We start from the raw sequence: 11,959 nt of genomic DNA, 5'->3' as shown, positions 1-11,959 counted from the left end.
TGTCCCGCCTGTTCGCTGGGGGCACCTGCGGGAACGATGCGGGCCGGTAGGGGGGGATGTGCGCCCCTGAGATTGCGTGCTCGCAACTACTTGCGTTCCCGGTTGATCCCTGCCTATCATTGCGGAGACGCAAGGCATTGCGTTCCAGCCCCGCAAGGAAGGAGGTGCCCGTGCCCCGATTGGCACTGAACCGCGACGCCCTCGACCGCTACATGGCCGCCGAGGACATCCAGACGAAGTTCGAGCTCGCGAACCGGATGGGGGTCTCCCCGTCCACCATCACGCGACTCCTCGACGGATCCCAGGCCCCCGGCCCCGCCGTCATCGCCGGCTTCCGAGCCGCGTTCCCCGGCCGGAACACCGACGAGCTCACCACCCCCCGATGAAGCAACGAACGCCCCCACCCGGCCAGGGGTGAGGGCGTCCAGAACGAACTACTGCTCAGCAAGGAGATTACCCCATGACCACGACTCTCGCCCCGCCGGACACGGGGCTCTACACGCCGCAGCAGGTCGCCCGGATCTTCCAGGTCGACACGAAGACCCTCGCCAACTGGCGGTACCTCGGCCGCGGCCCCGAGTACGTGAAGGACGGCGGCATCGTCCGCTACCCCCGCGAGGCCCTGCAGGCCTACCTCGCCCAGAGGACGGTGCACACCAATGCCTGACCTCAACGGCTGGCCGATCGCCTGCCTCGCCCTCATGGCCCTCGTCATCACCGTCAACTACCTGTACGAGAAGGGAGGGGATCGCTGATGCCCGCGATCGCCCGACAGATCCTCCGAGCCGACGCCGACGGCACCGCCGAGTGGCTCGCCCAGCGCACCGAGGGGTTCGGTGGCACGGACGCCGCGCATCTCCACAACGGCGTGAAGTCCCGCTTCGCCCTGTGGCGCGAGAAGCGCGGCCTCGCCGCCCGGGAGGAGGTCACGCCCGAGCTGCAGGCGCTGTTCGACTACGGCCACTCCCGCGAGCCCGAGCTCGCCCGGATCTTCTCCGAGCGGACCGGGCGCCGCGTCCGGAACACCGGCACGTGGGCCCGCAAGGACCACCCCTGGATGCTCGCGAACCCGGACCGGCTCGTCGGCTCCGACGGTCTCCTCGAGATCAAGACGACCGGCGCGTACACGGACGCCGCGAAGCACTGGCGCGACGGACGTGTGCCCCCGCACGCGTGGGTCCAGGCCCACTGGTACGCGCACGTCACCGGCCGGAAGGTCCTCTGGTTCATCGCCGAGGTCGACCGCGTCCCCTACATCCTCGGCCCGTTCGACCGTGACGAGGACCTGATCGGGGACCTGGTCCTCGAGTCGGTCGACCTGTGGAACCTCGTCGCCGATGACCGGCAGCCGGACCCGTCCACCGCGGACGACATGCCGGTCGCGTACCCCGTCTCGTCCGAGGGGAAGGTCGTGGAGATCGACCCGTGGGCCGAGACCGTCACCGACGTCGAGCGCCTCGCGGAGCTCAAGGTGCAGGCGAAGGACATTGCCGAGGAGATCAAGCACCTCGAGACCGGGATCAAGGGCGAGATGGGCGACGCGGAGGCGCTGGCGACCACGGACGGGCGCGTGCTCGTGACGTGGAAGTCGCAGGCCCGCAAGGGCGGGATCGACACGAAGGCCCTCGCCGAGAAGGCGGGCCTCGACGTGGAGGACTTCCGGAAGCCGTCCACCACCAGCCGCACGTTCCTCGTGAAGGGAGCCTGACCATGGGCACGGAGCTCGCACTGCCGAAGACCGGCGACGTCCAGGAGTGGAACGACCAGGAGCGCGCCCTCGTCGAGGCCGCCGGCCTCATCACCACCGACAACCGCACCGGCCGACAGGAGCTCGCACCGCGGGCCACCGTCGAGGCGTACCTCGCCCACTGCCGCCGTACCGGCCTGGACCCCATCGCCCGCCAGATCTACGCGATCTGCCGGAAGGGCCGCTGGAACATCCAGGTCTCCATCGACGGCGCCCGCCTCGTCGCCGAACGCTCCGGCGGCTACGAGGGTCAGACCCCCGCGCAGTGGACCGCCGACGGCCGCGAGTGGGTCGACGTGTGGCTCGCGAAGGACGCCCCCGCGGCCGCCCGCGTCGGCGTCTACCGGGCGGGGTTCCGGGAGGCCGTCTACGGCGTCGCCCGGTTCTCCGAGTACAACGCCGGCGGCCCGATGTGGCAGAAGATGCCCGCGACGATGATCGCGAAGTGCGCGGAGATGCTCGCGCTCCGCAAGGCGTTCCCGCAGGACCTCTCCGGCCTGTACTCGACCGAGGAGATGGACCAGGCGGGGCAGCCCCAGCAGTCCGCGCGCGAGGCCGCACCCGCCCCGCGCGAGGCGGCCCCCGCCGACGCCGTGATCGACGCCGAGGTCATCGAGGACGACCCGACCGCCGCATGGATCCAGGCGATCCACGACGCCGGCACCCGCGACGAGCTCATGGCGATCTGGAAGGACGCCTCCGAGAAGGGCGCGGCGAAGTCCCCGGACATCAAGGCCGCGTTCGCGGACCGCGGGAAGGCGATCGCGATCGAGGCCGCCGGGTCGGAGGCGGCATGAGCACCGACATCGTCTCCGAGCTGTCCAGCATCGGCCGCGAGCTGAACGAGCTGTCCTACGAGATCGCACGCCTCGACCGCGCCGCGGTCTACGCGCGCGGGGAGTACCGGAAGGCGTACGCGCGGAAGTTCCTCTCGACGGAGGGGTCCGTGGAGACGCGGAAGCAGGTCGCGACGCTCGACGTCGAGGACCAGCTGCTCGAGGCGGAAATCGCGGACCAGCTCGTCCGAGCGGCCCGTGAGCGGATCCGCGTGTTGCGGGACCGCCTCGAGATCGGCCGGTCGTTGAACGCGGCCCGCCGGGCCGAGTTCGCGGCCGAGCCGGTCGGGCAGCCCGCATGACCCGGCCGCGCGTGAGCGTCGAGGTCGCCGAGCTCGTCCGCTGGCGCGACCGGGACTCGTGCCAGCGGTGCGGGACCTACACGGCGGGCGGATCCCTCCATCACCGGCAGGGGAGGGGAGGCGTGGACCCGCACCGGGTCGCGAACCTTCTCCTCCTCTGCGGGTCCGGCACCACCGGGTGCCACGGGTGGGTGCACGCCCACCCCGCCGAGGCGTACGACGCGGGCTGGATCGTCCGCCGCCTCGGCAACTTCACCCCCGAGGACGTACCCGTCCTCACCCCGCACGGCCTCGTCCGGCTCTCGCGGGACGGCACCACCACCCCCTACTCCCAGAAGGAGACCGCCTGACATGGCGAACGACACCATCATCACGATCGTCGGCAACCTGACCGCCGACCCCGAGCTCCGCTTCACGAACTCCGGCGCGGCCGTCGCCTCCTTCACCGTCGCCTCGACGCCGCGGACCTTCGACCGGCAGGCGAACGAGTGGAAGGACGGGGAGGCGCTGTTCATGCGCTGCTCCGTGTGGCGCGACGCGGCGGAGAACGTCGCCGAGTCCCTCGAGAAGGGCGCCCGCGTGATCGTCCAGGGCCGTGTGCAGCAGCGCTCCTTCACGGACCGCGACGGCAACAACCGCACGGCGATCGAGCTGCAGGTCGACGAGGTCGGCCCGTCGCTCCGGTACGCGCTCGCGAAGCCGCAGAAGATCGACCGCCGCCAGCAGGTCGGGCGCCCGTCGGGGCAGGGCGAGCAGTGGAACCAGCAGGGCGGCTACGGCGGCCAGCAGCAGGGCGGGTACGGGCAGGGCGCCCCGCAGGGGTACGGCCAGCAGGGCCCTGGGAACGCCCCGCAGGGCGGCGGCTACGGCGACGACGAGCCGCCCTTCTGAGCAGCACCGCCCCGGCCCGGCAACGCGACGTTCGAGACGTCACCGGGGCACGACAAGCACCACCACCAGAGAAGGGAGGACCCGATGCGGCAGACGTTCACCATGACCGTCCCCCTCGCCCTCACCGTGAGCAGCAATCGCACCGCGCAGACGTGGAAGCGGCAGAAGGTGAAGGACCAGATGCGGGCGCTCACGCGGCTCCACGGCGCGAACCTCTACGCGTGCGGGACGGCGTCGATCTACGTCGGCATCGTCAAGCGCACCGAGGGGAAGTACGACCCCGCGAACCTCACCGACACGTTCAAGGGCATGGTCGACGAGCTCGTCACGATGGGAGTCCTCGAGGAGGACGACTACCGGCACGTCCTCGGGCCCCTCCCGTACCACCACAGCGTCGACAGGACCCTCCCGAAGGGTGTCCTCCGCGCCGTCGTCACGTTGACCGACTACGCCCCGATCCCGCTGGGGGTGTCGGCGTGAGCTCCGAGTCCTGGGGGAAGGTCTACGGCGACCTCTGGTCCCACCCCAAGTTCATCACCCTCGACCCGCGGGCCGGGTTCCTGTGGCTCAAGGCCCTCTCCTACAGCAAGGCCATGAGCACCTACGGAGTCATCGGCCGGCAGCTGCTCGCGGTGTTCATGTCCTCGGAGGAGGACGCCCAGATCCTCGTCGATGCGGGTCTCTGGGTGGAGACCTCGGCGGGGTGGAGGTTCCACGACTGGGACGACTACCAGACGTCTCGGGAGCGTGACGAGAAGGTGTCCCGTGCTCGCTCGGAGGCGGGCAAGAAGGGTGGGAGGCCGCGTCGCCAGGATCGTCCCGTGACCAGCGGCGATAAGCAAGCGGAAACCAAATTGCCTAGCAACTCGGAAGCAACCGGGAAGCAAGGCGAAAGCAACCGAAAAGCAGACCTAGAACGAGAACGAGACCGACACCGAGACACACCCCGGCGGCGGCTCCGATCTCGACGCCCTGCTCGTCGCTCCCGAGGCCTCTGCGCGGCCGAGCCGCGCGTTCGTCTACCCCGATGCCTTCGAGTCGTTCTGGTCCGCGTACCCGAAGAAGGACGACAAGCGGAAGGCCCTCGAGGTCTGGCGACGAGTCGTCCGGGAAGTCCCGAACGAGGACCTCGTCTCCGCTGCCGAGAGGTACCGCGACGACCCCCACCGCTCCGACGCCTACACGAAGCTCGCCACCTCGTGGCTGAACGCGGGGGCGTGGGAGAACGGCCCGCTCCCGCCCCGCGGCGGCGGCCACGGCGAAAACCTCACCCAGTCCTTCTCCGTCGTCGCTCAGCTCCGCGCCGAGCGGCAGGCCCGCCAGATCACCACCACCGCACCGCCCACTCTCACCGCCAGGAGGACCGCATGACCCCGCTCGAGGAAGACGAGGTGGCCGAGCTGATGACGCTCGCCGCCGCCGCCGACACCCGCTTCCCTGCCCTCACCGGCACCGCGGACCCGCGCATCAAGGCCTGGCAGGGGATCCTCGACTGCCGCATCGAGGACGCGCGCGACGCGGTCCTCCGGATCGTCCGCCGCCCCCAGCTGCAGGTGATGCAGCCCGGCCACATCCTCGACGAGGTGAAGGCCCTCCGGAAGGAGCGACTCAAGGTCGTCTCGGACGACGCGCTCGTCCCGCCGGATGAGCTCGCCCCGGGCCAGTACCCGGCGTGGCTCCGCGCCGCGCGCCGGCACCTCGGCGACGGGCGCACGGTCGAGTACGCCCTCGAGGCTGCCGACGTCGAGATGGGCGCCTCGCGCCGGATGCTCGGCCCGTCGACGAAGCACCGCGTGCACGAGCTGATCCAGGGGAGGACGGCATGAGCATCGACCGGGCTCGCGTGGATCACGCGGCGAAGTACGGGGCGAACATCGTCGTCTCGGCGAGGGAGCTGCAGGCGCTGCTCGCGCGCGTCGACCGGGCCGTGGATCCGCTGTCGGTCACGGTCGTCGCGTCGGACGATCGGGGGACCCGATGAGCGTGGGCCGGTGCGGGTACTGCGGTGCCCCGACGATGACGGGCGCGATCTGCCCGACGCACTGGGCGCGGCTCGTGGCGGTCCTGGACCGTGCCGCGTCGATTGCGCCGGTGCTCGAGCAGGGCGCGGCGAAGGGTGGCGAGTCGGTGGTCCGCTCGACGACGGTGGGGCTGCCGATCAGCCTCCCGGTGATGGACGCGCGGACGGCGCTGACGGGCGCTCTCGCGGGCGCTCTGCGGATGATCTGCCCGGGAGTGCCCCGGCTGGTCGTTCGGGACGCCGTGCGGCTCCTGCGCGCGCACGAGGCGGCCCTGCGCGGGTCGTGGGTCGCGCCGGCGCTGCTCGTGGAGCTCGACGCCGCGGTCGCAGCCGCGGTCGCCGCGGTGGACACCCCGCGCGGGAGGCAGTCGGTGCCGGGGGAGTGCCGGCAGTGCGGGCCCTCGAGCTTCGATCACGTAGGGGGGATGCGCCTGCGGTGCTGGCGGTGTGGCGAGCAGCACTCGGTCGGGGAGGTGCGTCGTGCCGGCTGACCTGGTGGGGACGGATGTCGCGGGGGTCGCGGTGGAGCGTTCGGCGCGGGCGGTGCAGCTGGCGGTTCGTGCTGGTCGCCTGCGCAATTACTCGGAGGTGGGGAACCGAGTACTGGTGTCGCTCGGTGAGGTGCTGGACCTGTACGGGGATCCTCGGGAATTGCGGTAGAGCAAGGGATTGCGTGAGCGGTGATCGTCATCTAACGTATTGCGTAGACGCAAGCACTTGCGAGAAAGGAGTCGCCGTCATGCACACCACCCACCGGGCCACCTACCGCCCCCTCCACGACCTCATCCGACTCATCGCCGACACGGCCAACACCCACAGGGCCGACCGATGACCGCCACCGACACGCCCCCCATGCACGGCGGCGACAACGCCCCGCCCTGGATGCGCTGGTACCGCGCCGCCACCGAGACCACCACCGACCCCACCGACACCACCACCGACGAGGAGCCCCAGCCGTGACCCCCGAGCTGTTCGCCTTCATCCCCACCACCGGCCCGATCGCCGACATCTCCCGCGACCGGCGAACCATCGGCCTCCTCGTCGACCTCGACGAGCGGGACCTCACCGGCCCCCACCGCATCGAGATCTCCCTCCCCGACGCGGCCCGCCTCGCCGCCGCCCTCACCACCGAGCTCACCACCGCGCTCACCGCCCAGCAGCACGACCGCCTCGCGCGCCTCCGCGCCGAGCTCACCACCACCGCCGAGGAGACCCTCCGATGAGCGCCGTCGCCCGCAACACGGACCCCATCACCAGCCACGAGGCAGCCGCCGGCGTCGACCTCATCCGCTCCCAGATGCTCGTCCTCACCTTCGCCCACGAGTACCTCGGTCCGTACTTCACCGACAAGGCGCTCGTCGCCACGTACCGGAAGGTCGCCGAGGCCGGCGCCCAGCCCTTGTTGTCCGACTCCCGGATCCGCACCGCGCGAGCAGAGCTCGCCACCGCGGGCCTGGTCTACCTCGCCGGGTACACCGACCCGGCAGTGGGCCGCCGGGAGCGGATCTGGACCCTCGACGCCGACCTCGCCGGAACGGAGAACTGACCATGCCCCGGATCTCACCCCGACCTCGCATCATCCGCGGCGTGCCCCGCGAGTGCACCTGCACGCCGAGCCGAGGCCACGGAGACCAGCACACCTACGACCTCCACGGATGCGGATGCGAGGACTGCCTGACGGCGTCGCGCCGCTACGCGAAGCTCGGCCGCGCGCTCTCCGCCACCGGCCGCACCCGCCGCCGCGCCGCGGACCCGATCCGTCGCCGCCTCGAGCTGCTCAAGGAGCGCGGCTACACGATCGCCGAGATCGCCGACCAGTCCGGCGTGTCCTTCACGAACCTCCACCAGGTCCTCCGGTCGGGCCAGCCGACGGTGACGGAGCGTGTCCACGCCGCCGTCATGGCCGTCCCCGTCCCGCCCCGGCATCAGCGGGAGGTGGCGTGATGCAGCACGGCACGCGCGCGAACTACCTCGCCGGGAAGTGCCGGTGCGAGCCGTGCACCCTCGCGAACCGCACCTACGCGAGGGACTACTTCCGGGAGGGGAAGGCACGGTCGACCCCGTCGTGGCCGATCTACCAGCACCTGCTGGCACTGCTCGACTCCGGCTGGACCCTGCAGGAGATCGCGGACCGCTCCGGGTACACGTACGCGACGGTCCACGCGATCGCGGGCGGCCGCCGCCGGCGGGTGCGGAACACGACGGCGACGGACTTGTTGTCGCTCCGAGCCCGGGAGGTGGCGGCATGACGCCGGCGCAGCTCGCCCAGCGCCACGCGGTCCACGACGCCCGCCGCATGGCGACCGACGAGCGGATCTCCGAGCTCGAGTGGCTCGTCGATGGGGGAGTGCTCCTCGAGTTCGCACTCCCGCGGGTCGGGTGGACGCCGGCCGCCGCAGAGCAGGCGCTCCGCCGTCGAGGCGGGCACCGGTTCCTCACCGAGCTCCGGAACCTCGTGTCCATCAAGAAGAGGAGGGCGGCATGACCGCCGACCACGGGACTCGCGCCCGCTACTGCCGCGGCTGCAGGTGTGGCGAGTGCCGGGCCGCGAACTCCGCCTACGACCGGGAGCTCCGTGCACGCGCGGGCCTCCCGGAGCACGGCACCCGCATCGCCTACAAGGGCGGCTGCCGGTGCGACGCGTGCCGGGAAGCGCAGACGGACTACTGCCGGCAGTGGCGGCGTGGCCGAGGGGTCACGGCCCGGATCACCGACGAGGAGGTCCGGTATCGCCTCGGCGAGCTCGAGCACCTCCTCGCCGGGGGCGTGTGGGCACCGAGTGCCTGCGAGCGGGTCGGCTGGACGGTGCCGGCGGCGCAACAGTTCGCGGCCTCCCGCGGGCATGCACGGGTCATGTCCATGTTGCAGGGGGTCCCGTCGTGACCGCGACCCGGGTGCGCGACGCGCTCGTCTGCCTCGCGGAAGCGCCCTACGACTCGCTGGCGATCCTCATCGGCACCCGCCCGCCGGACACCGGCGAGATCAAGGCGTCCGCATCCGGGGACTGGGCCTACCGGAAGACCCGCCACGCCTTCCTCTACGAGTCCCGGGAGACGTGGGGCGGCTGGTACGCGCGCCCGTGCCACGAGGTCACGTGGGAGGAGCTGGACGCCGCGGTCGCCGGCGACCCCCGGGCGGACGAGGTCCGCTCCTGGTCGGAGTCCCTCACCGCGGTCGACGCGTGGCGGGACCGGATGCGCCCTCACCGCCTCACGCCCCTCCCCGGCGACTGGCACCCCAGCTACCACGAGGAGGACGAGAACCGGCCCGGCTGGGCCGCCCGCCTCCACGCATGGGAACAGACCATCGCGCTCCTCCGTGACGCCGCCGCCCGCACACCCGATGAACCCGAGCAGCTCGACATGCTCGCCCTCCTGGAAGGACCCACGTCATGACGATCCTCTACGACGGCTACGGTGCGCCGATCACGTCCACGATCCACGAGCCGATCCCGCTCAAGCACCACGGGACGTACGGGGACCGCCCCACCCCGTGGCAGGTCTCCTACGAGTGCGTGTGCGGGGCTGACCTCGAATGCATGGACGAGGAGGGCGGCCTGTACGGCGACGTGGATGCCGCGATGACGGAGCACCTCGAGGGCCTGGGGCTCGCGGACTGCGGCGACGGGGGTGCGGCATGAGCGCGACGACTGCTGAGCGGGCACTCGCCTCCCACGTCGCGCTGCGCCTGGACGGGGACGAGGCCCTCTGCGCGGCGTGGATGGACTCCGCTGACCGTGTCTGCGGGCGATCAGCGACAGCCCCGTGGTTGTGCGGAAGGCACGTGAAGGTCGCCGAGCGCCGCGCCGGCACCGTCCGGACGGTCGAGCGTGCCGACGAGTCGAAGGGCGACTGGTACGCCGACCAGATCGCCGCGACCCGCGACCGGATCGCGAGGGATGAGGCGGCGATCGGCCGGTTCGACTCGATGCCCCGCCCTGACACGTCCGACGCTCTCGCTGCGATCAACGCGCCGCTGAAGCAACGGCAGCGCGGCATGGCGGGAGAGCTGAAGGCGTACCGCGCCTACGAGGCCGCGATGTCCGACCTGCCTGCTGCTCGTGCCCGCCTCGCGTGGCTGACCGAGCGGAGACCCGCATGAGCGCCTGCACCTACTGCCACGAGACAGGCCCGCTCGAGGAGGTCTGCTACCAGGACCACGACGGCACTTACGTCTGCACGCGCGCGCCGGGCCACGCCGGCCCTCATGTCGCGTGCGGCGACGAGCACGAGCTCGAGACCTGGGAGCCGGCATGACCACCGATCCCACCCCGTGGCTGCACGAGAACGGCTCCCGCTACGACGAGTGTCACCACGCCCCGCCGGGTGCCCTGTTCTGGATGCCCCGCCCCGAGTACACCACCGAGAAGGAGACCACCGATGCCTGACCAGAAGATCACCGTGACCGACGAGATGGTGCTCGCGTACCTGAACGAGTACTACGAGCAGGTGGACCGTGCGAAGCCCGCTCCGACCCTGAACCACTTCACGGAACTCCGGGCTACTGTCGTCCGCAACGCTCTCACCGCCGCCCTGGACGCCGCCCCGACGACCAACCCTGCGCACGACATCGACTGGCAGGAGGTCGCCGAGCGCCACGAGGACACGATCAAGGCGCTCGTCGCCGAGCGGGACGAAGCGGAACACGAGCTTCGAGTCTCCGAGAAGCTCCGACGCGACATCGACCCCGGTCCCGTCCTCGATGAGGTCGCGCGTCTCGACGGCGCGCTGCACGAAATGCGCACCCGCGCGGAGAAGGCCGAGAAGGAGCGGGACGCGGCGCGCGCGGACCTGGCGGGCGTTCAGGGCTCCCTCGACGCATGGCTCAACGCGACTCCCCGCGAACTTCTGGACGCCACGTGGCAGGCTGCGTACGTGCCCGAGGACGGGATCATCCCCGCCAGGACGACGTACCTGTACCGCCACTCGAATGGTGACATCCGGGTGTTCCCCGGCACGTACTCCGCAGACCCCGCGGACCAGGTGCGTCGTCTCCTGGACCCGCCCACCCCGAAGCGCCCCGACGGAGCCGAGGAGATCGAGGCCCTGATCCGTGAGGCGAACCGCGAGGGCGACGGGACCGCAGGCAAGCTCGCCGACCGCCTCGCCTCCCGTGGCGTCCGCGTCACCGAGGACGGTGCGTCGTGATCGAGAAGACCCACGAGCACTGCGCGATCTGCGACTGGCTGGGTCGAGAGGCTGAGCGCACCGCACGGGAGCAGGGCACCGACCACTGGTCGTCCTACGACACCGCTCGCGACGGCACCGATCATGCAGCCCACTACCTGGCCGAGGACGGCGCATCGTGAAGCGCGCGATCGTCGCGAAGTACGGCTTCGCATGGCACGTCTGCCACGTCGAGCACGGGTTCATGGTCGGCGACTGCACCAACCACCCCACCCACGCAGATGCCCTGGCGCACGCCCTGGCCGCTGTGGGCCTCACCGAGAAGGAGAAGGGCCGATGAGCAAGATCCTGACCGAGCACGAGGCCGTCGCGGCGCTCACCCTCTGGTACGACGACACCACCTGGTGGCCGTTCACCGAGGGCGAGAACTGCGACATCACCGGCCCCGGCCACCAGCCCCGCGCGGCCTTCGCCGCCATGGTGAACGCCTACGACCGGCACGCGACTGGTGACGACCCCCTCGACGTCGACGAGTGGGTCGAGGCCGACATCGCCCACGGGTGGGCGGTGCTCACCGAGACCGACAGCGGCGACGTGCAGTTCGTGCCTGCGCTGAGCACGGACGAGGGCGCGGTGCCGATCACGAAGCTGTGGGGTGCCCGATGACCCCCGACGACTACACCACCGCCGACCTGAGCGACCATGCGCGAGCCGAGGCCGAGGCCCGCTGGCCCCAGCGCGAGGCGGACCACTACGCACGGCAGCTCGCCTTCGTGGCCGGTGCCGAGTGGGCGCGCGTCTACCTGCCCCAGCAGGAGCCCACCGACGCTGAGGTCGAAGCCGCCGCTACGGCGATCTGCTCCGGCGAGAACGGATGCGACCCGTGCTTCAACTGGGACGAGTCCGTGAAGGGCGGCTGTACCTACTGCACCCGTCACGCCCGTGCCGCTCTCCGTGCCGCTCGTGACGTGAGGGGACAGGCATGAGCGACGACCACAAGTTCACCAGGCGGGGACCTGGAATCCCCGCGTGCACGT

The 11,959-nt window shown here is 71.2% G+C and carries 28 protein-coding genes; all 28 read left to right on the top strand.

All coding sequences use genetic code 11. From position 1 onward, the window contains the following. The first annotated feature begins 170 nt into the window (after positions 1 to 170). The 28 genes from NLU66_RS16775 to NLU66_RS16640 all read left to right on the top strand — a co-directional run bounded on the left by NLU66_RS16775 (position 171) and on the right by NLU66_RS16640 (position 11,908). On the top strand, positions 171 to 386 hold the full coding sequence (locus tag NLU66_RS16775) for a hypothetical protein (RefSeq protein ID WP_259360739.1): 216 nt from the start codon (positions 171 to 173) through the stop codon (positions 384 to 386). A 74-nt stretch (positions 387 to 460) separates the two neighbouring features. Next, entirely contained in the window at positions 461 to 667 is a 207-nt protein-coding gene (locus NLU66_RS16770) for a helix-turn-helix domain-containing protein (RefSeq protein ID WP_259360738.1), read from the top strand. 87 nt (positions 668 to 754) lie between these two features. Next, complete coding sequence (locus NLU66_RS16765; RefSeq protein ID WP_259360737.1) at positions 755 to 1,708, top strand: YqaJ viral recombinase family protein; 954 nt, start codon at positions 755 to 757, stop codon at positions 1,706 to 1,708. Positions 1,709 to 1,710: 2 nt separating this feature from the next. After that, positions 1,711 to 2,544 carry a phage recombination protein Bet gene (gene bet, locus NLU66_RS16760; RefSeq protein WP_259360736.1) on the top strand — a complete coding sequence of 278 codons (834 nt, stop codon included), beginning with the start codon at positions 1,711 to 1,713 and terminating at the stop codon, positions 2,542 to 2,544. Then, entirely contained in the window at positions 2,541 to 2,885 is a 345-nt protein-coding gene (locus tag NLU66_RS16755) for a hypothetical protein (protein WP_259360735.1), read from the top strand. The genes bet and NLU66_RS16755 overlap by 4 nt, the downstream gene beginning before the upstream one ends. Further along, positions 2,882 to 3,235 (top strand): hypothetical protein, encoded by a 354-nt coding sequence (locus NLU66_RS16750; protein WP_259360734.1) that lies wholly within the window; start codon positions 2,882 to 2,884, stop codon positions 3,233 to 3,235. Before NLU66_RS16755 ends, NLU66_RS16750 begins: the two co-directional genes overlap by 4 nt. Position 3,236: 1 nt before the next feature. After that, positions 3,237 to 3,776, top strand: coding sequence for a single-stranded DNA-binding protein (locus NLU66_RS16745; RefSeq protein ID WP_259360733.1), 540 nt, complete (start codon positions 3,237 to 3,239; stop codon positions 3,774 to 3,776). A gap of 84 nt (positions 3,777 to 3,860) precedes the next feature. Then, the gene (locus NLU66_RS16740; RefSeq protein WP_259360732.1) at positions 3,861 to 4,256 is read left to right on the top strand and encodes a hypothetical protein; all 396 of its coding nucleotides are present in this window, start codon (positions 3,861 to 3,863) and stop codon (positions 4,254 to 4,256) included. An 887-nt stretch (positions 4,257 to 5,143) separates the two neighbouring features. After that, entirely contained in the window at positions 5,144 to 5,602 is a 459-nt protein-coding gene (locus tag NLU66_RS16735; protein ID WP_259360731.1) for a hypothetical protein, read from the top strand. Beyond that, complete coding sequence (locus NLU66_RS16730) at positions 5,599 to 5,757, top strand: hypothetical protein (RefSeq protein WP_259360730.1); 159 nt, start codon at positions 5,599 to 5,601, stop codon at positions 5,755 to 5,757. Before NLU66_RS16735 ends, NLU66_RS16730 begins: the two co-directional genes overlap by 4 nt. Beyond that, the gene (locus NLU66_RS16725; protein ID WP_259360729.1) at positions 5,754 to 6,287 is read left to right on the top strand and encodes a hypothetical protein; all 534 of its coding nucleotides are present in this window, start codon (positions 5,754 to 5,756) and stop codon (positions 6,285 to 6,287) included. Before NLU66_RS16730 ends, NLU66_RS16725 begins: the two co-directional genes overlap by 4 nt. A gap of 337 nt (positions 6,288 to 6,624) precedes the next feature. Then, the gene (locus NLU66_RS16720) at positions 6,625 to 6,756 is read left to right on the top strand and encodes a hypothetical protein (protein ID WP_259360728.1); all 132 of its coding nucleotides are present in this window, start codon (positions 6,625 to 6,627) and stop codon (positions 6,754 to 6,756) included. Further along, positions 6,753 to 7,019, top strand: coding sequence for a hypothetical protein (locus NLU66_RS16715; RefSeq protein WP_259360727.1), 267 nt, complete (start codon positions 6,753 to 6,755; stop codon positions 7,017 to 7,019). The genes NLU66_RS16720 and NLU66_RS16715 overlap by 4 nt, the downstream gene beginning before the upstream one ends. Then, the gene (locus NLU66_RS16710; protein ID WP_259360726.1) at positions 7,016 to 7,342 is read left to right on the top strand and encodes a hypothetical protein; all 327 of its coding nucleotides are present in this window, start codon (positions 7,016 to 7,018) and stop codon (positions 7,340 to 7,342) included. The genes NLU66_RS16715 and NLU66_RS16710 overlap by 4 nt, the downstream gene beginning before the upstream one ends. Before the next feature lie 2 nt (positions 7,343 to 7,344). After that, positions 7,345 to 7,740, top strand: coding sequence for a hypothetical protein (locus tag NLU66_RS16705; protein WP_259360725.1), 396 nt, complete (start codon positions 7,345 to 7,347; stop codon positions 7,738 to 7,740). Further along, positions 7,740 to 8,045, top strand: a complete 306-nt coding sequence (locus NLU66_RS16700) for a hypothetical protein (protein ID WP_259360724.1) — start codon at positions 7,740 to 7,742, stop codon at positions 8,043 to 8,045. Before NLU66_RS16705 ends, NLU66_RS16700 begins: the two co-directional genes overlap by 1 nt. After that, entirely contained in the window at positions 8,042 to 8,281 is a 240-nt protein-coding gene (locus NLU66_RS16695) for a hypothetical protein (RefSeq protein ID WP_259360723.1), read from the top strand. Before NLU66_RS16700 ends, NLU66_RS16695 begins: the two co-directional genes overlap by 4 nt. Beyond that, positions 8,278 to 8,679 carry a hypothetical protein gene (locus NLU66_RS16690; RefSeq protein WP_259360722.1) on the top strand — a complete coding sequence of 134 codons (402 nt, stop codon included), beginning with the start codon at positions 8,278 to 8,280 and terminating at the stop codon, positions 8,677 to 8,679. Before NLU66_RS16695 ends, NLU66_RS16690 begins: the two co-directional genes overlap by 4 nt. Further along, the gene (locus NLU66_RS16685; protein WP_259360721.1) at positions 8,676 to 9,191 is read left to right on the top strand and encodes a hypothetical protein; all 516 of its coding nucleotides are present in this window, start codon (positions 8,676 to 8,678) and stop codon (positions 9,189 to 9,191) included. Before NLU66_RS16690 ends, NLU66_RS16685 begins: the two co-directional genes overlap by 4 nt. Next, a complete protein-coding gene (locus NLU66_RS16680; RefSeq protein ID WP_259360720.1) occupies positions 9,188 to 9,436 on the top strand; it encodes a hypothetical protein in 249 nt (82 codons plus the stop codon). Before NLU66_RS16685 ends, NLU66_RS16680 begins: the two co-directional genes overlap by 4 nt. 143 nt (positions 9,437 to 9,579) lie before the next feature. After that, positions 9,580 to 9,897 carry a hypothetical protein gene (locus NLU66_RS16675; RefSeq protein WP_259360719.1) on the top strand — a complete coding sequence of 106 codons (318 nt, stop codon included), beginning with the start codon at positions 9,580 to 9,582 and terminating at the stop codon, positions 9,895 to 9,897. Next, positions 9,894 to 10,052, top strand: coding sequence for a hypothetical protein (locus tag NLU66_RS16670; protein WP_259360718.1), 159 nt, complete (start codon positions 9,894 to 9,896; stop codon positions 10,050 to 10,052). Before NLU66_RS16675 ends, NLU66_RS16670 begins: the two co-directional genes overlap by 4 nt. Further along, on the top strand, positions 10,049 to 10,183 hold the full coding sequence (locus NLU66_RS16665; RefSeq protein WP_259360717.1) for a hypothetical protein: 135 nt from the start codon (positions 10,049 to 10,051) through the stop codon (positions 10,181 to 10,183). Before NLU66_RS16670 ends, NLU66_RS16665 begins: the two co-directional genes overlap by 4 nt. After that, the gene (locus NLU66_RS16660; RefSeq protein ID WP_259360716.1) at positions 10,176 to 10,943 is read left to right on the top strand and encodes a hypothetical protein; all 768 of its coding nucleotides are present in this window, start codon (positions 10,176 to 10,178) and stop codon (positions 10,941 to 10,943) included. Before NLU66_RS16665 ends, NLU66_RS16660 begins: the two co-directional genes overlap by 8 nt. Continuing rightward, positions 10,940 to 11,104, top strand: a complete 165-nt coding sequence (locus NLU66_RS16655; RefSeq protein ID WP_259360715.1) for a hypothetical protein — start codon at positions 10,940 to 10,942, stop codon at positions 11,102 to 11,104. Before NLU66_RS16660 ends, NLU66_RS16655 begins: the two co-directional genes overlap by 4 nt. Next, on the top strand, positions 11,101 to 11,262 hold the full coding sequence (locus tag NLU66_RS16650; RefSeq protein ID WP_259360714.1) for a hypothetical protein: 162 nt from the start codon (positions 11,101 to 11,103) through the stop codon (positions 11,260 to 11,262). Before NLU66_RS16655 ends, NLU66_RS16650 begins: the two co-directional genes overlap by 4 nt. Beyond that, complete coding sequence (locus NLU66_RS16645; RefSeq protein ID WP_259360713.1) at positions 11,259 to 11,588, top strand: hypothetical protein; 330 nt, start codon at positions 11,259 to 11,261, stop codon at positions 11,586 to 11,588. Before NLU66_RS16650 ends, NLU66_RS16645 begins: the two co-directional genes overlap by 4 nt. Further along, a complete protein-coding gene (locus tag NLU66_RS16640; protein WP_259360712.1) occupies positions 11,585 to 11,908 on the top strand; it encodes a hypothetical protein in 324 nt (107 codons plus the stop codon). The genes NLU66_RS16645 and NLU66_RS16640 overlap by 4 nt, the downstream gene beginning before the upstream one ends. The last annotated feature ends 51 nt before the right edge of the window (positions 11,909 to 11,959 follow it).

It is taken from the genome of Brachybacterium sp. NBEC-018 (assembly GCF_024860185.1).
In the GTDB taxonomy this organism is placed as follows: Bacteria; Actinomycetota; Actinomycetes; order Actinomycetales; family Dermabacteraceae; genus Brachybacterium; species Brachybacterium rhamnosum.
Note: the sequence above shows the minus strand (reverse complement) of the source record. Positions and strands in the feature narration are given on the sequence as shown.